This is a genomic window from Pseudomonas sp. NPDC099000 (genome assembly GCF_044759925.1).
Taxonomy (GTDB): domain Bacteria; phylum Pseudomonadota; class Gammaproteobacteria; order Pseudomonadales; family Pseudomonadaceae; genus Aquipseudomonas.
Genome location: NZ_JBIWAF010000001.1, coordinates 350422 through 372756, shown reverse-complemented (window position 1 = coordinate 372756; position 22335 = coordinate 350422). Strand labels below are relative to the sequence as shown.

Sequence of the window (22335 nt, the reverse complement as noted above, 5' to 3'; positions counted from 1 at the left end):
GGAAGCGTCGCGTGCAAAACCCCTTTCGGGGCGATCCGTCACCCTGTTCCTGATTCTCGGGCAGAGGAAACAGGATGACAGGTGGGTGAAGCTGGACGAGACACTCAGGTCACATTCACCTTCCATGAGGGTTATCGGCAAAAACGCCTGTGCGATGAATTGCACAATGTCTTTACGGATATCCATTCGATGCGCAGCTTAACGAGTGCGGCAAGGCCTGTGCTTGCGGCGCTGCGACATATTCGGTCATCGGTACGCAGCTCGCGGCATACGCCTCGAACAACACTAGCAGTCACACAGGAAAACGGGCGGTTTATCCCCGGTTTTACGGCACATCAGTACCAGAAATGACCAGCAACACTCCAAGTGTTCACGACATATCCTCTGACACTCAGGCGAGCAGAAATTCCCGAGGGCTGGCAGAATCGCCTTTTATTGCGCTCTCAACGCTCGCCGAGCCAGGATTTCCCCATGCAAATGACCACCCAACTCTTGATCGTCAACCCGTGCGATGACGAAGAAGACAACATGGCGATGCTCTGCTGCCACAGCGATCAGGGCGACATGTTCCTGATGACCCGCTACCCGGACGAAGACGAGCTGGAAATCACCCTCGACGGTGAGCCTTCGACGCTGGACGGTGTGAAAGTCACTCTCAGCCCTACCCGATTGCTGATCGAAATCGCGGCGGCGGATGCGGATGCGTTGAATGGGGATGATTCGCTGGAGATCATTCACAGCACGGATGCGAGCGATCTGGCGGAGGTTGAAGAAACGTTGCAGAACATCCTCAAGGGGACTGGCACCTATATAAGCGAGCTCTGATTTTCGGCGCCTGTGCCGGCCCCTTCGCGGGCAAGCCTCGCTCCTACAGGTCCAGCACGGGTCCTGGTGTAGGAGCGGGGCTTGCCCGCGAAGGCGTCCGAAAGAACAACACCATTGCCCCGCCCTACAATTTTCAAACAATTTCCCCAACCATTTCCCACACTTTGCACAAAATGCCGTTAGTCGCCGCCCCCCGCGATGGATTAAAGTAACGCCCCCAGCCCTGGCGTTATTCGAACGTCTTCGGTCACCCTTTCCAGGAACAGTCATCGATGGAACATCGTGAAGCGCTGCTAGCGCTGCGAACCTTTCTTTCAACGCAGATTCTCGGCCAGGAAAAACTCATCGAGCGCTTGCTCATCGCCTTGCTCGCCGACGGCCACATGCTGGTCGAGGGCGCCCCCGGGCTGGCCAAGACCAAGGCCATCAAAGAACTCGCCGAAGGCATCGAAGCCCAGTTCCATCGCATCCAGTTCACCCCCGACCTGCTGCCGGCCGACATCACCGGCACGGAAATCTATCGCCCGGAAACCGGCAGCTTCGTGTTCCAGCAAGGCCCGATCTTCCACAACCTGGTGCTGGCAGATGAAATCAACCGCGCCCCGGCCAAGGTTCAATCAGCCCTTCTGGAAGCCATGGGCGAGCGCCAGGTCAGCGTCGGGCGCAGCACGTATGAGCTGTCGCCGCTGTTTTTGGTGATGGCCACGCAAAACCCGATCGAACAGGAAGGCACCTACCCGTTGCCCGAAGCGCAGCTTGACCGGTTCCTGATGCACGTGAAAATCGGCTTCCCGGACGCCGCCGTCGAACGTCGGATCCTGCAACAGGCCCGTGGCGAAGCGCTGAACGGCGAAACCAAGCCCGAGCGCCGGGTCAGCCAGCAGGCGATTTTTGCCGCGCGCAAGGAAATCCTTGGTTTGTACATGGCCGACGCCGTGGAGGAATACCTGGTGCAACTAGTCATGGCCACACGCACCCCGGCCAAGTTCGACCCGGAGATGGCCGAGTGGATCGCCTATGGCGCCAGCCCGCGCGGCTCGATCGCCCTCGACCGTTGCGCCCGGGCCCACGCCTGGCTGGCCGGTCGCGACTTCGTCAGCCCGGAAGACATTCAAGCCGTGCTGTTCGATGTGCTGCGTCATCGCATCATTCTTTCCTTTGAAGCCGAAGCCGCGGGCATCGACCAGGACCGGGTGGTCCAGCGGATTCTCGACGTCGTAGCCGTCGCTTGACCCCGATGAACGCCCTCCTGCCGCCCGAGCCGGGCATCCGTGTCAGCCTCGCAGAGCTGATCGAGATGCGCCATCGCGTGCGTGAAGTGCAACTGTTTTCCACACCGAGCCAGCGCAGCCCGCTGATCGGCTTGCACCACTCCAAACTGCGCGGGCGCGGGGTGGACTTCGATCAGGTGCGGGTCTATCAGGCTGGCGATGACGTGCGAAGCATCGACTGGCGCGTCACCGCCCGCACCCAGGAACCCCACACCAAGCTGTTCCATGAAGAGCGCGAGCGGCCGATTTTCATCATGGTCGAGCAAAGTCGCCGGCTGTTTTTCGGTTCGGGGCTGATGTTCAAATCGGTGCTCGCCGCCCAGGCCGCGAGCCTGATCGGCTGGGCAGCCCTCGGCCATAACGACCGGGTCGGTGGGCTGGTGTTCGGCGACAACGAGCACTACGAGATCAAACCCCGGCGCAGCAAACAAAGCCTGCTGCAACTGCTTAATCGTCTGGTGCGGGTCAATCAGTCACTGCACACCGAAAGCGAGCAGAACCGCGATTCCCTGAACCTGGCGCTGCGCCGTGCGCGGGAAGTGCTGCGTCCTGGCAGTCTGGTGATCGTGATCTGTGATGAACGTGCCTTGACTGAAGGTTCTGAACAGCAGCTGAGCCTGTTATCGCGCCATTGCGACCTGCTGCTGTTGCCGCTGTCCGACCCGCTGGATCACGCCCTGCCCGCCGCCGGGCTGCTGCGCTTCGCCGAACGTGGCGCGCAACTGGAACTCGACACGTTGAATTTCGACCTGCGCCAGACCTACCGCGCCCAGGCCGAAACGCGCATTGCCCGCTGGGAACTGCTCGCGCAAAAGCTGCGCGTATTGCTGATGCCGTTGAGCACCCAGAGCGAGATGGTCGAGCAACTGCGCGAATACCTGAACCCACAAAAACCGGGGAAAGGCCGATGAGCAGCCTCGATCAACTGCAACCGCTGATCTCCCCGCCACCCATCGAGTTCTGGCCGCCTGCGCCCGGCTGGTGGCTGTTGCTGTTATTGCTGCCGCTGATCGGTTTTGGCCTGTGGAAGGCACGGCGCTTCATTCCGGACAAACGCCCGATCGTGCGCGCCGAACAACCGCTGGACCCGGTTCGTATCGCCGCACTGGCGGAACTGGCGCTGATGCCGAAACCTTACGACGGCGCCCCGGCCGGTGCCTGGTTGCAGCAACTCAACGGTTTGCTCAAACGCCTGTGCCGCAACCATTACCCCTACAGCCAGAGCCACACCCTCAACGGGCGAAAGTGGCTGGCGTTCCTCGACAACCGTTGCCCGGCCGCCGGCCTGACCCGCTGGATGGTGCTGGTCGAAGGCGCCTACAAACCCGAATGCAAACTCGACGACAAGGCCATCGCCGGCCTGACTCAAGCCGTCGATACGTGGATTCGCAAACATGTTTGAGTTCGCCTGGCCGTGGATCTTTGCCCTGTTGCCGCTGCCCTGGTTGATGCGCGTCCTGCTGCCGGTGGCCGACAGTGGCGAACCGGCGCTCAAAGTCAGCTTCCTCAATGACCTCGAAGGCCTGGCCCGCCGCCGTGCCCGGGCCAACCTGCCGGCCTGGCGCCAGCAAGCACCGTTCATTCTGTTGTGGCTGTTGTTGCTGATAGCGGCGGCGCGCCCTCAATGGCTGGGCGAACCGCTGCCGATCGCCGCCAGTGGTCGCGATCTGCTGGTGGCCGTGGACGTGTCCGGCTCCATGGATTTCCCCGACATGCAATGGCAGGACGAAGACGTCAGCCGACTGTCGCTGGTTCAGCATTTGCTCGGTGACTTCCTTGAAAGTCGCAACGGCGATCGCGTCGGCCTGATCTTGTTCGGCAGCCAGGCGTACTTGCAAGCGCCTTTGACGTTCGACCGGCACACCGTGCGCGTGTGGCTCGACGAAGCGCGCATCGGCATCGCCGGCAAGAACACCGCCATCGGTGATGCCATCGGCCTGGCCCTTAAACGCCTGCGCATGCGCCCGGCCCAGAGCCGCGTGCTGATCCTGGTCACGGACGGCGCCAACAACGGCGGCGAGATCGACCCGCTCACGGCGGCGCGACTGGCGGCCAAAGAAGGCGTGAAAATCTACCCGATCGGTATCGGCGCCGACCCGGAGCAAAGCGGCACCTTGGGTTTTCTTGGGATCAATCCGAGCCTGGACCTCGACGAGCCGGCGTTGAAAGCCATCGCTCAAGCCACCGGCGGTCAGTACTTCCGCGCCCACGATGGCAAAGAACTGCAGGTAATCAAGGACACCCTCGACACACTCGAGCCCGTGACTCAACAACCGACCCAGGCCCGCCCGGCGCAGGCGTTGTATCACTGGCCTTTGGCGCTGGCGTTGTTGTTGAGCATGTTGCTGGTGGTGCGCGAGCGCTGGCCGGACAACCCGCTGCAACGGCTGTTTACCAAGGATCTGTTTTTGCAAACGCAACTGCCTGACTGGCGCCAGCGGCTCAAACGCCTGCGTCTGCGGAGGCGCCGATGAGTGCGCTGTGGCCGTACTGGTTTCGCCCCTGGTGGTTGCTGTTGTTGCCGCTGTTGGGCTGGCTGCTCTGGCAACTCTGGCATCGGCAAAAACGCGCCGGACGCTGGCAAATGATCCTGCCACCGGCTTTCCACGCTGCTTTGCTGAGCGGTGGAAACGGCCGCGACAGCAAGTTGCCGTGGGTCGTCCTCGGCGTAGCGTGGGTGCTGACCGTTTTGGCCTTGTTGGGGCCGAGTTGGGAGCGCGTCGAACAACTCAGTCAGAAACCCGCCGACCCGCTGGTGGTTGTGCTTGAGCTGACCCCGGAAATGCTCGCCACCGATGTTGCGCCAAACAGACTAGAACAAGCCCGACGCAAACTGTTGGACCTGCTGCAAGTGCGCAGCGATGCTCAGACTGCAATCGTCGTCTTCGCCGGCAGCGCCCACACCTTGGTGCCGCTGTCGGATGACCTGTCGACCAGCCGTAATCTGCTGGACGCGCTCAAGCCTTCGCTGATGCCCGAAGCCGGCCATCGCGCGGACCTCGCAGTGACCAAGGCCCTGGCGTTGCTGAATCAGGGGGATTTGGGTGAAGGCCGGATCCTGTTGATCGGTTCCACCTTGACGGACCTGGAACGTGAAGGCATTCGCCAGGCACTGGACCGAAAATCGACGCAGTTCCTGATGCTCGGCATCGGCACCGCCGAAGGCGCGCCGGTCGCGCAAGAGGATGGCAGTTTCCTCAAGGACGACCAGGGCGCGATCCTTGTGCCGTACCTGGACAGCCCCAGTCTGAAAGCCTTTGCCAACGAGCTCGGCGGACGCTATCGCCCGGCGCGACTGGGCGATACCGACCTGCGCGGGCTCGGCCTGCTCGACGGTCCACGCACCCTGCGCAACGACGGCCAGACCTTGCGCCTCGACACTTGGGCCGATCAGGGCTATTGGCTACTGCTGCCGTTGCTGTTGCTGGCGGCCTGCGCCGGTCGCCGTGGCTGGTTGTTCTGTCTGCCGCTGCTGTTCCTGTTGCCGCAACCGAGCTATGCCTTCGACTTCGAAGACTTGTGGCTGCGCCCCGATCAACGGGGCCTGCATTTGCTCAGGCAAGGCCATCCGGCGAAGGCTTCGCAGCATTTTGAGGATCCGCAGTGGCAAGGCGTGGCGCTCTATGAGGCCGGCGACTACAGCGGCGCCGCCCAGCGGTTCGCACAGGGCAACGATGCCCACGCCCACTACAATCGTGGCAACGCCCTGGCCAAAAGCGGTGAGCTGGAAGCGGCGCTGGATGCCTATGATCAGGCGCTGGAACGCCAGCCGGATCTACGCCCGGCGCAGACCAACAAGGCACTGGTGGAAAGTCTGCTCAAGCAGAAAAACGCACCGCCACCGGTCGAGCCGCAGAAATCCGCCGATGACGAGGCCAAAAACACCGAGCAAGAACCGCCACCGGGTGCAGCCACACAACCCGCGGACAATGACCCTCCAGAATCCGACGCCGGGCAGACCACGCCGGACGCCGGGCAACAGGCCACAACACCGCCGAAACCGGGCGCCAATGAAGTCCCCGGCAGCGAACTGGGGGACGAGCAAAACACCACGCCACCGATGCGTCCGGCCAGCGACAACATCAATGACGAACAGCGGCAGGCGCTGGAGCAATGGCTGCGCAAGATCCCGGATGACCCGGGTGAATTGCTCAGGCGCAAATTCTGGTACGAACAGCAACAACATCAGGATCAGGAAAAAACGCGATGACCCGCTTCACCCTTTTCATGCTCGCCCTGCTGTTCTGCGCCGTTCAGGCCCAGGCGGCGGCGCTGGTCGCCAGTGTCGATCGCAGTCGCCTGAACTCCGGCGAGACGGTCGAACTGACCCTGGAATCCAACGACGTCACCCAGTTCGGCAAGCCTGACCTGGCGCCGCTGGAACCGCTGTTCGAAGTGCGCGGCACCCGCCAGGTCAACCAACTGACCACCCTCAACGGCGACAACCGCGCCACCACGCGCTGGATCATCACCTTGCTGCCCAAGGAAAACGGCAGCGTGACGATTCCATCGCTGCAACTAGGCGAGGTGCAGAGCCAGCCGATCACCGTGCAAGTGGTCGAAAGCGAAACCCAGGACACCAAGAACAAACTGGCGCCGGTGTTTATCGACGCCAGCCTCGACCAGTCCAGCGTTTACGTGCAAGCCCAGGCCATCCTGACCTTGCGCATCTACCATTCGGTGTCGCTGTACGACGACAGCAGCCTGACCCCGTTGCAGATTCCCGATGCGCGCATCGAACAACTGGGCGAGTCGCGCACGTACGAGAAAGTCATCAACACTCTGCGTCATGGCGTGATCGAGATGCGCTATGCGATCTACCCGCAACACAGCGGCGAATTGACCATTCCGGCGCAGATCTTCAGTGCCACGCTCGTCGACGCGCAGCCCGTCCAGGACGCCACCACCCAGGCGCCGAAATCCGGGAAACTGATGCGTGTCAGCTCCACCCCGATTCTGCTGACGGTCAAGGCCAAACCCATTACTTACCCTGCCGACCTGCCTTGGTTGCCGGCCCGCAGCCTGAGCCTGAGCGAAAGCTGGAACCCGGAGCCGGACCATGCGCAGGTGGGTGATTCGCTGACCCGCGGCCTGACCTTGAAGGCCGAAGGCCTGGCCAGTTCCCAACTGCCGCCGCTGCCCGCCACCGACGTTAACGGCCTGCGGCGCTACCCGGATCAACCGGTACTGAGCAACGAAAGTAACGACCGCGGCTTAATTGGCAGTCGCGAGGACCGCGAAGCATTGGTGCCGAACCGCAGTGGCGCTATTGAGCTGCCAGCCGTGGAAGTGGTCTGGTGGAACACCTTCGAAGATCACCTTGAACACAGCAGCCTGCCGGCCCGAAGCCTGCAAGTGGCGAGTAACCCGAACCTGGTGGTCGATACGACGATGAGCACTGCGCAAGTGAATGCCGGCGTCGACAGCGAAACCCTGTGGAAGTGGAAACTCAGCACCTTGATTCTGGCCTGCACCACCCTGCTCGGCTTCGGCCTCTGGTGGCGCGGCCGCTGGCAACCGGCTGTGCTGCGCGCCGCGCAGACCGGCCCGAGCCCACGCACCGTCCTCGACGAACTCAAGCGCGCCTGTCAGGCCAACGAGCCCCACGCCACCCGCCAGGCCCTCGACGCCTGGGCCCGGCAACAACCGGAAACCCTCGCCGACATGGCCGCCCGTTTCGTGCCATTGTCCGACGCGCTGGACGGCTTGAACGGCGCGCTCTACAGCGAAACCGGCCAGCACTGGCAAGGCGAAGAGCTGTGGCGGGCGATCAAGGCGATCCCGATTGCCGAACGGGTGCAGGAACCGGTGGGTGACAGCGGGCTTCCGCCGCTTTACCCGAAATAACGGTCCCTAGCTGTTGAGATGGAACTCGGCATCCAGATGAATGGCCTGTAAAAAAGCGCTGTCGTGAGAGACGACGATCAATGCCCCTTGGTACTGATTAAGCATCTGCTCCAGCGCCATTTTACTGGGCAAGTCCAGATGGTTGTCCGGCTCATCCAGCAACAGTAGCTGCGGTGGCCGCTGTGCATACAACTGCGCCGCCAGGGCTATTTTCAGGCGCTCGCCACCGCTCAACTGACAGGTCTTGAGCGTCGCTCGATCCGCATCAATACCCATCTGCGCCAACCGGGTTCGCGCCTCGGCTTCGGGCAACTCCGGATTGCTCTCGTAGAGCCATTGCACCGCCGTACGTTCGGGGTGCTGTAATCCGGCGTGTTGATCCAGCCAGCCGACATGGCAACTGCGGGTGAGTTCGCCTTCGCGCACCGGCAGTTGGCCGGCGATCACTCGCAACAGAGTCGACTTGCCGCTGCCGTTGGCGCCGAGGATTGCCATGCGCATAGGCCCCGTCAGCGTCAGATTGACCGGCGCCGCGTAACCGAACGGGAGAATGACCTCGTTGAGTTGCACAATCAGCTTGCCATTGGGCACTACGCTTTCCGGAGACAGCATCATGCGTTGAATGTCCGGCGCACACCGCGCACGGGCCTCGGCGATACGTTGTTGTTGTTGCTCCCGGGCCACCTGTTGATTGAGGCGCAATTTTCCCTGACTGTTTTCACTGCGCTCTTTCTGCGCATTGGTGATCAGTTTGGTCTGATTGCCGTCGCGGGCCTGACGGTCGCCGCGCGCATTACGCCGTTGCTGACGCTCCATCTGCACAGCCATCTCACGTTGCTCGCGCTTGGCCTGTGCCCGCTCTCCTTGCAATGCCGACTGGAACGACTGCTGCTCCTGCTCGCGCGCCGCCGCATACTGACTGTAGTTGCCGCCATAAGCCGCCAGCCCCAAAGGTGAAAGCTCGACGATTTCGCTCATGTGTTCCAAGAGGCCGCGGTCGTGACTGATCAAGACCAGACCGTTGGACCAGCGATCGATCTGCTGCGCGAGCTTATGTTGCTGATCAATATCCAGGTGGTTGCTGGGCTCATCCAGAATGAGCCAGTCGGCCCGAGACAACCACGCCCCCAGCAGCGCGACCCGTTGCCGTTCGCCCCCACTGAGGGCGTCGGTGGGCGAGTCGGCATTCAAACGGTCCAGACCGATCTTCTCCAGCTCCGCCTGAAGACGTGTGGCGCAATCCCATTGATCGACCGCCAGCGCATGGTCTTCATCGTCGACGCTGCCCTGAGCAATTCGATCCAGCGCCGCCAGAATAGGGGCGACCCCGGCCAGCGCCGCAACGCTGGGATAGCGCTCGGGTTCCAGTAACTGCGCCACGGCGTAAACCCGACCTTCGCGACGGACGATGCCAGTGGTGGGCAGTTGCTCCCCCGTCAGGAGCCGGCCAAGCAAGGACTTGCCACAGCCATTGGCGCCCACGATGCCGGTGGCCCTGGTGCTGAAGGTGTGGCTCAAGTGATCGAGCAGAACGCGCCCGTCGGGCAGGTTGAACGACACTTGATCAAGTTGAAGTAACCGTTGGGTCATGACGTCTCCTTAACTAATCAAAACTCCCTGTATTGCTTTACAGCGTCCGTCTCGTCACCTCGGGCTGCTGCCTACCATACTGAAACCTCACACAATCGACAGGCAATCTTTCAAAGCTTTCAGCATCCCCGGGCTTTTGCCATTAAACTCTCTCCCCTTTCGCCGCCCTCATTTTCCACGCGGCCATTACCTTATTTCCTACGGAGTTCGCCTTGCGTCTGTTTCACACCTCCGACTGGCACCTTGGGCAGAACCTGCACGGCCAGGACCGTGATTTCGAGCACGGCTGCTTTCTCGAATGGCTGCTGCTTCAGCTGAAGCTGGACCAGCCCGATGTGCTGTTGATCGCCGGCGATATCTTCGACACGGTCAATCCACCGGTCAAAGCCCAGGAACGCCTCTACGAATTCATCGTCAGCGCCCACGAGCAGCAACCGTTGCTGACCATCGTGATCATCGCCGGCAACCACGACTCCGGCTCGCGGATTGAACTGCCCGCGCCGTTGATGCGCCGTTTGCGCACCCATGCGCTCGGCCGAGTGCTGTGGCTCGACGACGGCCAACTGGACGCCGAGCGGCTGTTGCTGCCGTTGCCGGATGCCAGCGGCGAAATTGCCGGCTGGTGCCTGGCGCTACCGTTCCTGCGACCCGCCGAAGTGACCGGCGCGCAGTTGGGTGACAACTACTTGCGCGGCATCGGTCAGGTTCATGAATGGCTAATCGAGGCGGCCAATGCCAAACGCAAGCCGGGCCAGGCACTGATTGCCATCAGCCATGCGCACATGGCCGGTGGTTCCGTGTCGGAAGACTCCGAGCGCAGTTTGATTATCGGCAATGCCGAAGCCCTGCCCGCCAGCCTGTTCGGGCCGAGCATCAGCTACGTCGCCCTGGGGCATTTGCACAAGCCGCAGAAGGTCAACGGTGAAGAACGCATCCGCTACAGCGGCTCACCGATTCCGTTGTCGTTCTCCGAGATCGGTTATCAGCATCAAATTCTCGTCGTTACGCTCGACGGCGAAACCCTGGTCAGCGTCGAACCGAAACTGATCCCCCGCGCGGTCAACCTGCAACGCATCGGCCCGGCGCCCCTGGCTGAAATCCTCTTGCAACTGGCCGACTTGCCGAACATCGATTTGCTGGCCGATATCCAGCGCCAACCGTGGCTGGAAGTTCGCGTGCGTCTCGACGAACCGCAACCCGACTTGCGCCACCAGGTTGAATCCGCCCTGCAAGGCAAAGCCGTGCGCCTGGTGCGCATCGCCGCCGAATATGCCGGCAACGGCAGTCGCGAGGGCGTCGATGACGGCACCACGCTGATCGAACTGGACCAGCTCACGCCTCAGGAATTGTTCAGTCGCGCCTGGCAGGACAGCTACGGCAGCGAGGTTGATGAGCAGACGCTGAAGGACTTTGCCGAGCTGTTGCAAGACGTGCAGATGGAGAGCGAACAACCATGAAGATCCTCGCGATCCGCCTGAAAAACCTCGCCTCGCTGGCCGGGCCCTTTGAAATCGACTTCACCGCTGAACCGCTGGCGAGCGCCGGTCTGTTCGCGATCACCGGGCCGACCGGCGCCGGCAAAAGCACCTTGCTCGACGCCTTGTGCCTCGCCCTGTTTGGCGCCGTGCCGCGCTTGAGTAACGCGCAGGTGTCGGCCAAAGCGCCGGACGCCGATGGCGAAATCGGCACCGGCGACCCGCGCACCTTGCTGCGTCGTGGTACCGGCGAAGGGTATGCCGAAGTGGATTTCGTCGGCATCGACGGCCGTCGTTACCGCGCGCGCTGGGAAGCCAATCGCGCTCGCGAAAAGGCTGGTGGCAAGCTGCAAGCCAGCCGTCAGAGTTTGCGCGACATCGATCAGGATCAGTTGCTGGCCAGCCAGAAAGTCGAGTTCAAAACCCAGCTCGAAGCCGTGCTGGGCCTGAACTTCGAACAGTTCACCCGCGCTGTGCTGCTGGCCCAGAGCGAGTTCAGTGCCTTCCTCAAAGCGAATGACAACGAACGCAGCGAACTGCTGGAAAAGCTCACCGACACGGCGCTGTACACCCGCCTCGGTCGCCGCGCTTTCGACAAAGCCAAAGAGGCCCGCGAAGCACACAAGCTGTTGCAGGACCAGGCCACGGGCGTGACGCCGCTGTCCCTCGAAGCACGGGCCGAACTTGATGAACGTTTCAACGAGGCGCAGCAGCAACTCAAGACCCAGCAAGCGCAGCTCAAACAGCTTGAATTGCAGCACACCTGGCTAAATGATCTGCGTCAGTTGCAGGACGAGCAACAGAGCGCCACCGAGCAGCTGACCAGCGCCCGACAGCACTGGGAAAGCCTGGCCGGCGAACGGTTGAAGCTGACGCGCCTGGAACAACTGGCCCCGCAACGGCACCAGTTTGCCCGCAAGACCGAACTCACCGCCCAGCTCACCCCGCTGGCGGCGCAGATTCAGCAACACACCCAGCAGCAAGCCGAGTTGAACGAGCGTCAGGCGCAACTCGAACAGAGTCTGAGCGCTGCGCAGACCGCGCTGATCGAAGCCCAGAGCCAACACACAGAAAAGGCTCCGCTGCTGCGACAGGCCTTTGAAGCGCAAAGCACCCTCGCCCGGCTAGTCAAAGACGCCAGCGCGAGTGCAGACCTCAAACAACAAGCGGAACTGGCCAATACTCAAGGGCAGAACACAATTCAGGGCTTGCTTGAGCAACAAAAGCAAGTGGCTGCACGTCTGGAGCGGATTGCCGGGGAGCTTGAGCAAAGCACCCATCTGGCGCCGCTGAGCGAGGCGTGGAACGCCTACCGTGATCGCCTGCAACAGCTGATGCTGATCGGTAATCGCTTGAACAAGGGACAGGCGGAACTGGCCGCCCTTGAGCAAAGCGCCGCCCGCGCGGGCGAAGAACTGGCGGCTCAAAAGCAGCATCTGGAAGTGCTCTACAAAGAAGCCGGCGCCGAACCGGAGGCTGTTGCGGAACAGATCCAGCTGCTCGGCAACCTGTTGCAGGACAACCGCAAACAACTGCGAGCGTTCGAAGAACTGACACGGCTGTGGGCCAGCCAGCAGGAGATCGACAAGCGCGGCGCCGATCTACAGCAGCGTCAACTCAGTGCTCAGCAGGAACGTGATCGCCTGACCCAGGACGGCGTGAAAACCAAGAACGACCTGGTCATCGCCGAACAGACCCTGACCGTCACTCGCGAACTGCTGGAGCGTCAGCGTCTGGCCCGCAGCGCCAGCGTCGAAGAACTGCGCGCACAGTTGCAGGACGATCAGCCGTGCCCGGTCTGCGGCAGCCCCGACCATCCTTATCATCAGCCCGAAGCGTTGCTGCAAAGCCTTGGTCGCCACGATGAAAGCGAACAGGCCAACGCGCAAAAAGCCGTTGACCTGCTCAAAGAAAAACTCACTGATTTACGCGGCGAAGTCGGCGGCTTGATCGCTCAGCAAAAAGAGCTGTTGCAGCAACAGGATCAACTCGCCACCCAGCAACAAGGCCTGACGCCGAGCCTTGAAGCGCATCCGTTGTCCACGCAATTGCTGGCGCAGGACGCGAGCAAATGCGACGGTTGGCTGGCGCAGCAAAACAGCCAGCTGAACCAGAGCATCACCCAGGATGAACAACGGCAAACCGCCCTGCTCACCTTGCAACAAGACGCGGCTCGCCTTCAGCAGCAACTGCGCAGCGCCGAAGCGGCGAGCCTGCAAGCGACGCAGCACCTGAGCAATCAGCAGCGTGAGCTGAGCAGTGATCGCCAGCGTCTCGACGAAGAGTTGAGCGCCTTCAGCACCCTGCTCCCGGCCGAAACCCTGGAGGCTTTGCGCAACGAACCGGCTGCGACCTTCATGCAGCTTGACCGGCAGATTGCCCAGCGTCTGGAGCAACTCGACCAGCAACGCGATGAGCTCGGCGAACAGCAGCAACGTCAGCAGACCCTGGAAAAAGAACAGGACCGCCAACTGGCCCGCGTCCAGACACTGGAAGCGGCTCAGCAACAGTTCACCGTCCTCGCCGAGCAGCAACAGGCTTGCCAGCAACAACTGGCGCAATTGCTTGGCGAACACAGCAGCGCCGAACACTGGCAGCAGCAACTGGATCAAGCCGTCGAACAGGCGCGCAATGCCCAGGCAGCGGCCCATCAGGAACTGCAAACCGTGCGCACACGGTTAGTCGAACTGGCGGCCGAACTCAAAGCCAGACAAGAGCGTCTGCTGGCCCTGGAAACCGAGGACCGTGTGCTGAGCGCAAAGATCGCCGACTGGCGTGCCTTGCATCCGGAGCTCGACGATGGCGGACTGGATGCGTTGCTGAGCGTCGACGATCAGCAGGTCAGCGAACTGCGACAGCAATTGCAGCAAAGCGAAAAAGCCATCGAACAGGCCAATGTACGATTGCAGGAACGCGATCAGCGCCTGCTCAATCATCAGGCGCAACACAACGGCAATCTCGACGCCGAACAACTCGTCACGGCCCTGACAGACTTGCAAAATCTGTTCGCCACCAGTGAACATCGTTGCGCCGAACTGCGTGCCGAACAGGCCGAGGATCAGCGCCGGCAGAACGCCAATCAAGCCCTGGCGCAGCAGATCGCCGACGCCTACAGCGAGTATCAACGCTGGGCTCGCCTGAATGCGTTGATCGGCTCGGCCACCGGCGACACCTTCCGCAAGATCGCTCAGGCCTACAACCTCGACTTGCTGGTGCATCACGCCAACGTGCAGTTGCGGCAACTGGTGCGGCGCTATCGCCTGAAACGCGGCGGCAGTATGCTCGGGTTGCTGGTGATGGACACAGAGATGGGCGATGAGCTGCGCTCGGTGCATTCGTTGTCGGGCGGCGAGACGTTCCTGGTGTCGTTGGCCTTGGCGCTCGGCTTGGCGTCGATGGCCTCCAGCACACTGAAAATCGAATCGCTGTTCATCGACGAAGGCTTCGGCAGCCTCGATCCGGAATCCCTGCAACTGGCCATGGATGCGCTGGATGGCTTGCAAGCCCAGGGCCGCAAGGTCGCGGTGATTTCCCACGTGCAGGAAATGCATGAGCGGATTCCGGTGCAGATTCAGGTTCATCGCCAGGGCAATGGCCTGAGCACCCTGGAGGTGAAATGAATACGCTGTACTCATTCCGCCGCTGCCCTTACGCCATGCGTGCGCGCATGGCCCTGCGCTATTCGGGGGTTGCGGTGCAGATTGTCGAGGTCAGCCTGAAGGCCAAGCCTGCCGAGATGCTCGCGCTATCGGCCAAGGGCACGGTGCCGGTGCTGAGTGTCGACGGTCAGGTGATCGATGAAAGCCTGGCGATCATGCACTGGGCCTTGGCGCAGAACGATCCGCAGGATTGGTTGTTCAACGATGATCCAGCAGGACAGGCGCACATCGCCGCCCTGATTGAAGAGAACGATCAAGCGTTCAAGGTGCATCTGAATCGCTACAAGTACGCCGAGCGTTACCCCGAGCAGCCGATGGAAACCTATCGTGCTGCGGGTGAGGTGTTCTTGCGCAAACTGGATGAGTTGCTGGAGGGGCGCGACTACTTGCTGGCTGATCACCCGAGCCTGGCGGATGTGGCGGTGATGCCGTTCATACGGCAATTCGCCCATGTCGATCGCGAGTGGTTCGGGCAGACGCCTTATGTGCGGTTGCAGGCGTGGTTGCAGGGTTTTTTGGAGTCAGATCTGTTCACCGCAATCATGAAAAAGTCACCCCCCCTACGCCCCGTACCTTGTAGGAGCGAGGCTTGCCCGCGAAGCTTTTAGCGGTCTCGCGGGCCCCTTCGCGGGCAAGCCTCGCTCCTACAAAGGGCGCTTTCAGGCGAACACTTCACACATTTCCAACACCGAGCAATCCACCTGGAATGGCCCGAAGAAATCGTCCTGGCGTTTCATCGGTGGATTACCTGCCAGCAGTCCCAAGGACTTCGCCGTTTCAATGTTGCGCGCCAGGTTGTGATTGGCTTCGATGGACCGTGCAACGGAACCTGCCGAGCCCTGCCCGATCCCCAACAGGGATGCGCCATTGGTCATGAATGCCAGAAAGGCAATGACCCAGAGTTTGCCTCCTTTCATGCCCCTGCCACTCCCGCCAGTGCTGCGTGATCGGCCACTGCGTTTTGAGCGCGGTGTTCGAACTGAATGGCGGGATAAGCGACCTGCACGGGTGCTTCGAAAGTGTGTTGCGATTGCGCCGAAACGCTGACGACCAGTACGAGGGCCACGTAAAGACCTATGGCCAGGTAGGCGCCGTATTTGGCAGAAGTGATGATTGAGCTGGCCATGGTGTTCTCCGTGGGCATGTTTCAGAGCCCACAGAATCGATCAAAAAAGCTGTGTAAACCACTCAGGGTTTTCCATAGTCACCATCAGCTTCGTTAATCATTAAGCCAGTCTATTTCAGTCTTCAATAAAACTCATCAAGCGCTCACGGGCCGCATCCGGCGCGTCTGGAACGGGCTGGGCAGCCGAAAGAATGGGGGTGGAATACAGAAACAGAAGAACCACTGCCAGACGCATCGCCATGCTGTCGATCCTTGTTATTGATGAGGAGTCAAAAACTCAGCGTCGAATCTAAACGCATGGCGATGTGATATCAAGCGCTTGATTGATGGCAATGTGATGCTGTCGTAAACGCGTTATGCAGGAGCGACATCACTCAGGTTTCTCGACGCTTTTCAGCCCGATCGACGCAAGTGACTTCGCTCCTGCATAAAAGGTGCAGGGCTTGAATTTCAGGCTTGGGTCTTGTGATCCAGTGCCGCGTAGAAGTTGGCGCTCTGTTGCAGGTACTTCTGTGTGTAGCTCTGGGCGTGGGATTTTTTGTCGCTGATTTCCACGTTGGCGCTGGCTGGCAGCGCAACGGTGGCGGAGATGGCAGAAGCGGCGATGACGGAGAAGAGATTGAAGTTCATGGCGGTATTCCTCGGATTCAGTTGGCTTGCATGCCCGGTGGGGCCGTGGAGCAAACTTAACCTTCGAGGTTGGCGCCTTGAAATCTTTTGTAGCATTAGCAGATATCAGTCTCATTAATACAAGGATGCAGGCCCCATCAACCGGGGCCTGCGGCCTATTGACGCACCAGGAACTTGAGGTCGCTCGGGGCATCCATCGGCAGTTTCTGCACGGTTTTACCCAGCAGACCGCTCTTGGCATCGCGTTCCACCACGACAATCTGGTTGCTCTTCTGGTTGGCAATCAGCAAGAACTGGCCGCTCGGGTCGAGGCTGAACTCTCGCGGGTGATCACCTTCTACCGAACGACGCTGCAGCTCCTGGAGGTGGCCGCTCGCAGGGTCGATGGCAAACACCAGCAGCTGATTGGCAGTGCCACGGTTGCTGACGTAGAGGAACTTGCCATCGGCCGACGCGTGCAGTGCAGCGGCGGCCTTGTCGGAGACAGGCTGACCCGCCGCCAGATCAATCATCTGGGTTTGCTCAAGCTTGCCGTTCTGGTAATCGAACACCGCGACCTGCGCGCTCATTTCCATGCTCAGCCAGGCATGCTTGCCATCGGCGCTGAACAGCAAATGACGCGGCCCGCTGCCGGCTGGCAACTGGACGGACGCCGGGGTGGCAGCAACCAGCGGCAGTTCAGGGTTAGCCTTGGGATCGAAGCGGTAGACAAAGATCTTGTCAGCGCCCAGGTCATTGGAGAACACAAACTTGCCGTCCGGCGACGAAACCGTCGAATGCACATGCGCCGACATCTGCCGCTCGGGATTGACCCGGCTCGACGGGTGACTGCTCATCTGCACCACAGGCTTGAGTTTGCCATCGGCGCCCACCGGCAACACCGCCAACGTGCCACCCGGGTCTTCAACCACCGAATAGTTGCTGACGAACAAATGACTGGCATCACTGCTGAGGCTTGAATGCGTCGGTTCGTTGCCCAGGCTTTGCACCTGATTGATCAGGCTCAGTGCATGGGTCTTGGGATCAATCGCATAACTGCTGACGCGCCCGACCGGGTCTTTCTGGCCGGGGCCGTTTTCGTTGACCACGAACAGGCGCTGCTGATCTTTGGAAACGGTCAGCCAGGACGGGTTTTCACTGGTAACCACTTGCAGCGGCTTGGGGTTGATCTGCCCGGTGGCGCTGTCGAAGTTCAGGCGATATATCCCCTGGCTCTGCCCCGCCGTGTAGGAACCGACCAGCAACTGATAGTCGTCGGCCGACGCCGCCTCAATGCCCATCGCGCCGATGCTGCCGGCCATCAACAGTGGCCAGAGCTTATGCATCCTCATTCCCTTCTTGTTCCTCGTCGTCATCACCGCGAATTGCGGTCATGCACACCAACCGGTGCTCGCCGGAAGTACCGGTGATCAACCAACTTTGCAGGGTTGGATCGAAGGTCGCGGCCTCGACCTCGGCCGGGGTGAACTCCCAGTGTTTTGACACGCGGCCGTCAAGGCATTCGATGTGCAGATTGTCGTCTTCATCGAGGGAGAATTCGAAGGCGTGCAGCCCGTCGATTTCTACCATATCGCAGTGTTCGAGGGTGGCGAGCAAGGTGTCGGTTGCGGCAGTCATGGCAGTCAATCTTTGAATGGGAAAGACGCAATGATAGCTCATCACACCGCAATGATCGTTCCCACGCTCTGCGTGGTAATGCCTCTTCGGACGCTCTGCGTTCGGCTTTTAAGGGACGCGGAGCGTCCCGGGCTGCATTCCCACGCAGAGCGTGGGAACGATCAGTCACAGGATTACAACGCGTCGCGGGAGGGTTTGCCGTCCACCAGGCGCTGGATGCGCAGTGGGTTGGCGTTCTTCAACGGTTCCGGCAGCAAGCTGTCCGGATAGTTCTGGAAGCACACCGGTCGCAGGAAACGGTCAATCGCCAACGTGCCCACCGACGTGCCACGCGCATCGGAAGTGGCCGGATACGGCCCGCCGTGGACCATCGAGTCACAGACTTCAACCCCCGTCGGATAGCCATTGAGCAGGATCCGTCCGACCTTCTGCTCCAGTAGCGCGGTCAGTTCGCCAAACTGTTCGAAGTCCGCCGGTTCGCCAATGATCGTCGCCGTCAGTTGCCCGTGCAGTCCGTTCAACGCGGCGCTGAGTTGCGCCTGATCCGCCACTTCGACGAACACCGTGGTCGGGCCGAACACTTCTTCCTGCAGTACTTCATCGCCATTGATCAGCAGGCTCACGTCAGCTTTGAACAACTGCGGTTGCGCCTGATTGCCTTGCTGCGGGTTGCCAGCCAGATGCTCGATGCCCGGATGAGCCAAGAGTTTTTGCAGGCCTTTGCCGTAGCTGCTCAAGGTGCCCGCATTGAGCATCGTTTGCGCCGGCTGATCGCCGATGAGGCCTGCCACCTGCTGCACGAACGCGGTGAACTGCGGCGAGCGAATACCGATCACCAGGCCGGGGTTGGTGCAGAACTGTCCGCAACCCTGCACCACCGAAGCGGTCAGGTCACGGGCGACGGTGTCTGCCCGAGCGTCCAATGCCTGCGGCAACACGATCACCGGGTTGATGCTCGACATCTCGGCGAACACCGGGATCGGTTGTGGCCGTGCGGCCGCCATGTCGCACAACGCACGGCCACCCTTCAGCGAACCGGTAAAACCCACCGCCTGAATCGCCGGGTGCTTGACCAGCGCTTCGCCAACTCCGCCGCCGTAAATCATGTTAAACACGCCGGCCGGCATGCCGGTTTTTTCCGCTGCGCGAATCAATGCATCAGCGACTTGTTCGGCGGTGGCCATGTGGCCGCCGTGAGCCTTGAACACCACCGGGCAACCGGCGGCCAGCGCCGATGCGGTGTCGCCGCCCGCGGTGGAGAATGCCAGCGGAAAGTTGCTCGCACCAAACACTGCGACAGGCCCGAGACCGATGCGGTATTGGCGCAGGTCCGGACGGGGAAGCGGTTGGCGATCCGGCAGGGCCTGATCAATCCGCGCGCCGTAGAAATCACCACGACGCAGCACTTTGGCGAACAGGCGCATCTGGCCGCTGGTGCGCCCGCGTTCGCCCTGAATACGTCCGGCAGGCAATGCCGTTTCGCGGCAGACCACCGCGACAAAGTCATCGTCCAAGGCGTCGAGTTCATCGGCAATCGCATCGAGAAATTGCGCACGACGTTCGGCGCTCAGGCTGCGATAAGCCGGGTAAGCCGCCGCAGCGGCCTTGGCTGCGGCATCCACTTCTTCAGGCGTGGCCTGGAAGAAATCATGAGGCAAGGCTTCGCTGGTGCTGGCATCGACGCTCTGCAGTTTGACGGTGCCGGTCGCGCTGCGCTGGCCGCCAATGTAGTTGTGACCAAGAATCCGGGTCATGGGTGTCTCCTTAAAGGGTACCGACGGTGCCGGGCTCGAACGCTGCTTCAACCGGTGCGATCCCGTTGATCAATGGCGCGCCGAACTCGGCCTGACTGATCTCGAACACATCACCCGGTCGGGTGTGAATGCCGTCGGCAAAGGACAGCGTCGCGGTGCCGAAGAAATGAATGTGCACGTCCCCCGGACGCAGGAACTGGCTGTACTTGAAATGGTGGTACTCAAGGTTTTCCAGGCTGTGGCACATGTTGGCCTCGCCGCTGAGGAACTCGTTCTGCCACAGCACTTCACCGTCACGCAGAATGCGGCTGGTGCCAGCCAGATGCTCTGGCAGTTCGCCAACGCGGAGCTCCGGACCGTAACTGCAACTGCGCAGTTTCGAATGCGCGAGGTAGAGGTAATTTTTACGCTCCATCACATGGTCAGAGAACTCATTACCCACCGCGAAACCGAGCCGATACGGTTTGCCGTCGTGGCCGATGACGTAGAGGCCACTGAGTTCGGGTTCTTCACCGGCGTCTTCGGCAAAGGGTGGCAGCGGAAACGGTTGGCCGGGACGCACGACGATGCTGCCGTCGCCCTTGTAGAACCACTCCGGTTGCACACCGGCCTGCCCGGCCGCCGGTTTACCGCCCTCCACGCCCCATTTGAAAATGCGCATGGTGTCGGTCATCGCAACTTCGTCGCCGGCCTGCTGATGCATCTTGTCCCGGGCTGAAGCGCTGCCGAGATGGGTCAGGCCGGTGCCGCTGACCAGCATGTGCGCCGGGTCCGGGTGATCCAGCGGTGGCAGAATTCGCAGTTGGGCCAGCAGCTCCGTGTAGTCATGGCTGATACCCAGGCCCAGGGTTTTCACCTGCTGCTGCAGATTGACGCCCGCCTCGATTGCCGCCAGGGCCAGGTCCCGCACTGTCCGCGCGTCCTGCACTTCGCGGATCAGCCCCTCCTCGACCACGCCAACCCGACGCTCGCCGTTACTTAACTCGAATTGAACCAGATGCATAATTCTTCTCCTGTGTTATTCAGACCACCGCAGACCCCTGTAGGAGTGAGCCTGCTCGCGATAGCGGTGTATCAGCCACCAACAATTTTGAATGTGCCGACGCTATCGTGAGCAGGCTCGCTCCTACAGTTGATCGGTGTAAATCCTCAGGTACGGGTCGCGCCGCGAGCGCTGGCCGCAAACTGATCCGCTGCCAGCACATGCTTGCGCTCCAGCAACCGATACACCACGCCGGTCAACACCAGCCCGAACACCATTACCCCCGACAGGAAGTACAACCCCGAGGCCAGGTTGCCGGTGTATTCCTTCAGCGCACCGATCACGAACGGGCCGATGTAGCCACCCAGGTTGCCCACCGAGTTGATCAATGCGATACCGGCCGCGGCACTGGCGCCGGCGAAGAAACGCCCGGGCAAGGTCCAGAACACCGCAGTGCAGGAAAACAACGCAAACGCCACCAGGCACAACGCCGCGAGTTGCAGCACCGGCACCGTCAGCCAGGCGCTGAGGAACAGGCCGATGGCGCCCAGCACATACAGCACCGCCAAATGGCCGTAACGATCATTCAAACGGTCGGAACTGCGCGGAATGATCAGCAGACCAATGATCCCGAAAATGTACGGCACCGATGACACGAAACCGGTCACCAGATCCGTGCCGCCAAACTGTTTAATCAACGTCGGCAGCCACAGGCCCAGGCCATAAATGCTCAAGGTCACCGGCAGATAAAACAGCGCCAGCAGCAACACTCGCTTGTCTTTCAAAGCGTGCAGGGGATTGCCGTGTCGGGTCTGGCCGTATGCCTCGAGGTCCTTTTTCAGCTCGCCGGTCAGCCAGTCTTTCTCGGCCTGGTCCATCCATTTCACTTGCTGGGGGCCGTCCGGCAGGTAACGCAGCACCGGCCAGGTCAGCAGGATCGCCGGGGCGCCGATGACGATGAACAGCCACTGCCAGCCGTGCAGACCAAGGATGCCATCCATGCCGAGCAAGCCGCCGGACACCGGGCCGGTGATCATCATCGCGATGGGTTGGGAAAGGATGAACAGCCCAAGGATCTTGCCGCGATGGCGAACCGGGAACCATTGGGTAATGTAGTAGAGAACGCCAGGGAAGAACCCGGCTTCGGCCGCGCCGAGCAGAAAGCGCATGACATAGAAGCTGTTTGGCCCCTGGACGAAGGCCATGCCGATGGTGATGGCGCCCCAGGTGACCATGATCCGCGCGAACCAGCGCCGGGCGCCGAAGCGGTCGAGCATCAGGTTGCTGGGGATTTCCAGCAGGAAGTAACCAATGAAGAACAACCCTGCGCCGAGGCCATAGGCTGCGTCACCGAGGCCGATGTCGGCGCCCATGTGCAGCTTGGCGAAACCTACTGCGGAGCGATCCACATAGGCGATCAGGTACAGCAGGATCAGGAAGGGAATCAGTTTCAGCGTGATGCGACGAATAAGCCGCAGTTCCTGGCTCATGAGATCGGTCTCCGATTGTTGTTGTTATAGAACCTCGGGGGACGCCTCTCGCTAAAAACCGTCAGGGCC

At 61.2% G+C, this 22335-nt stretch carries 20 protein-coding genes; 10 read left to right on the top strand and 10 right to left on the bottom strand.

The window, feature by feature from the left end; translation table 11 throughout:
- Positions 1-471 precede the first annotated feature (471 nt).
- The 7 genes from ACIQV9_RS01830 (at position 472) to ACIQV9_RS01800 (ending at position 7943) form a co-directional block, all read left to right on the top strand.
- A complete protein-coding gene (locus tag ACIQV9_RS01830) occupies positions 472-825 on the top strand; it encodes a hypothetical protein (protein WP_403097364.1) in 354 nt (117 codons plus the stop codon).
- Between the two features lie 272 nt (positions 826-1097).
- On the top strand, positions 1098-2057 hold the full coding sequence (locus ACIQV9_RS01825) for a MoxR family ATPase (RefSeq protein WP_008150800.1): 960 nt from the start codon (positions 1098-1100) through the stop codon (positions 2055-2057).
- Positions 2058-2062: 5 nt separating this feature from the next.
- Positions 2063-3007: a DUF58 domain-containing protein gene (locus ACIQV9_RS01820; RefSeq protein WP_403097360.1), complete on the top strand. Its 945-nt coding sequence runs from the start codon at positions 2063-2065 to the stop codon at positions 3005-3007.
- Positions 3004-3498 carry a DUF4381 domain-containing protein gene (locus ACIQV9_RS01815; RefSeq protein ID WP_109630619.1) on the top strand — a complete coding sequence of 165 codons (495 nt, stop codon included), beginning with the start codon at positions 3004-3006 and terminating at the stop codon, positions 3496-3498. The genes ACIQV9_RS01820 and ACIQV9_RS01815 overlap by 4 nt, the downstream gene beginning before the upstream one ends.
- Positions 3491-4570, top strand: a complete 1080-nt coding sequence (locus ACIQV9_RS01810; protein WP_403097358.1) for a vWA domain-containing protein — start codon at positions 3491-3493, stop codon at positions 4568-4570. The genes ACIQV9_RS01815 and ACIQV9_RS01810 overlap by 8 nt, the downstream gene beginning before the upstream one ends.
- Entirely contained in the window at positions 4567-6306 is a 1740-nt protein-coding gene (locus tag ACIQV9_RS01805) for a tetratricopeptide repeat protein (protein ID WP_403097355.1), read from the top strand. The genes ACIQV9_RS01810 and ACIQV9_RS01805 overlap by 4 nt, the downstream gene beginning before the upstream one ends.
- Positions 6303-7943: a BatD family protein gene (locus ACIQV9_RS01800; protein WP_403097353.1), complete on the top strand. Its 1641-nt coding sequence runs from the start codon at positions 6303-6305 to the stop codon at positions 7941-7943. The genes ACIQV9_RS01805 and ACIQV9_RS01800 overlap by 4 nt, the downstream gene beginning before the upstream one ends.
- 6 nt (positions 7944-7949) lie before the next feature.
- Here the strand turns inward: ACIQV9_RS01800 and ACIQV9_RS01795 are convergent, their stop codons facing one another.
- Positions 7950-9533 (bottom strand): ABC-F family ATP-binding cassette domain-containing protein, encoded by a 1584-nt coding sequence (locus ACIQV9_RS01795; protein ID WP_403097350.1) that lies wholly within the window; start codon positions 9531-9533, stop codon positions 7950-7952.
- A 212-nt stretch (positions 9534-9745) separates the two neighbouring features.
- Here ACIQV9_RS01795 and ACIQV9_RS01790 point away from each other — a divergent pair, with 212 nt between their 5' ends.
- The 3 genes from ACIQV9_RS01790 to ACIQV9_RS01780 are packed head-to-tail and all read left to right on the top strand — an operon-like array spanning position 9746 to position 15275.
- A complete protein-coding gene (locus tag ACIQV9_RS01790) occupies positions 9746-10990 on the top strand; it encodes an exonuclease SbcCD subunit D C-terminal domain-containing protein (protein WP_403097348.1) in 1245 nt (414 codons plus the stop codon).
- On the top strand, positions 10987-14628 hold the full coding sequence (locus ACIQV9_RS01785; RefSeq protein ID WP_403097345.1) for an SbcC/MukB-like Walker B domain-containing protein: 3642 nt from the start codon (positions 10987-10989) through the stop codon (positions 14626-14628). Before ACIQV9_RS01790 ends, ACIQV9_RS01785 begins: the two co-directional genes overlap by 4 nt.
- On the top strand, positions 14625-15275 hold the full coding sequence (locus ACIQV9_RS01780) for a glutathione S-transferase (RefSeq protein WP_403097342.1): 651 nt from the start codon (positions 14625-14627) through the stop codon (positions 15273-15275). The genes ACIQV9_RS01785 and ACIQV9_RS01780 overlap by 4 nt, the downstream gene beginning before the upstream one ends.
- 51 nt (positions 15276-15326) lie before the next feature.
- Here the strand turns inward: ACIQV9_RS01780 and ACIQV9_RS01775 are convergent, their stop codons facing one another.
- From ACIQV9_RS01775 to ACIQV9_RS01735, 9 genes are all read right to left on the bottom strand, one after another.
- Entirely contained in the window at positions 15327-15584 is a 258-nt protein-coding gene (locus tag ACIQV9_RS01775) for a hypothetical protein (protein ID WP_403097339.1), read from the bottom strand.
- Positions 15581-15793 carry a hypothetical protein gene (locus ACIQV9_RS01770; RefSeq protein WP_403097336.1) on the bottom strand — a complete coding sequence of 71 codons (213 nt, stop codon included), beginning with the start codon at positions 15791-15793 and terminating at the stop codon, positions 15581-15583. Before ACIQV9_RS01770 ends, ACIQV9_RS01775 begins: the two co-directional genes overlap by 4 nt.
- Positions 15794-15908: 115 nt before the next feature.
- Complete coding sequence (locus ACIQV9_RS01765) at positions 15909-16034, bottom strand: hypothetical protein (RefSeq protein WP_403097334.1); 126 nt, start codon at positions 16032-16034, stop codon at positions 15909-15911.
- 209 nt (positions 16035-16243) lie between these two features.
- A complete protein-coding gene (locus ACIQV9_RS01760; protein ID WP_008030101.1) occupies positions 16244-16423 on the bottom strand; it encodes a hypothetical protein in 180 nt (59 codons plus the stop codon).
- 155 nt (positions 16424-16578) lie between these two features.
- The gene (locus tag ACIQV9_RS01755) at positions 16579-17754 is read right to left on the bottom strand and encodes a lactonase family protein (RefSeq protein ID WP_403097332.1); all 1176 of its coding nucleotides are present in this window, start codon (positions 17752-17754) and stop codon (positions 16579-16581) included.
- Positions 17741-18040: a DUF5629 family protein gene (locus tag ACIQV9_RS01750; RefSeq protein WP_403097329.1), complete on the bottom strand. Its 300-nt coding sequence runs from the start codon at positions 18038-18040 to the stop codon at positions 17741-17743. Before ACIQV9_RS01750 ends, ACIQV9_RS01755 begins: the two co-directional genes overlap by 14 nt.
- Positions 18041-18213: 173 nt before the next feature.
- Positions 18214-19794, bottom strand: a complete 1581-nt coding sequence (locus ACIQV9_RS01745) for an aldehyde dehydrogenase (NADP(+)) (protein ID WP_403097327.1) — start codon at positions 19792-19794, stop codon at positions 18214-18216.
- A gap of 10 nt (positions 19795-19804) precedes the next feature.
- Positions 19805-20797: an AraD1 family protein gene (gene araD1 / locus ACIQV9_RS01740; RefSeq protein WP_403097325.1), complete on the bottom strand. Its 993-nt coding sequence runs from the start codon at positions 20795-20797 to the stop codon at positions 19805-19807.
- Positions 20798-20943: 146 nt separating this feature from the next.
- On the bottom strand, positions 20944-22266 hold the full coding sequence (locus tag ACIQV9_RS01735) for an MFS transporter (RefSeq protein WP_403097322.1): 1323 nt from the start codon (positions 22264-22266) through the stop codon (positions 20944-20946).
- Between the last annotated feature and the right edge of the window lie 69 nt (positions 22267-22335).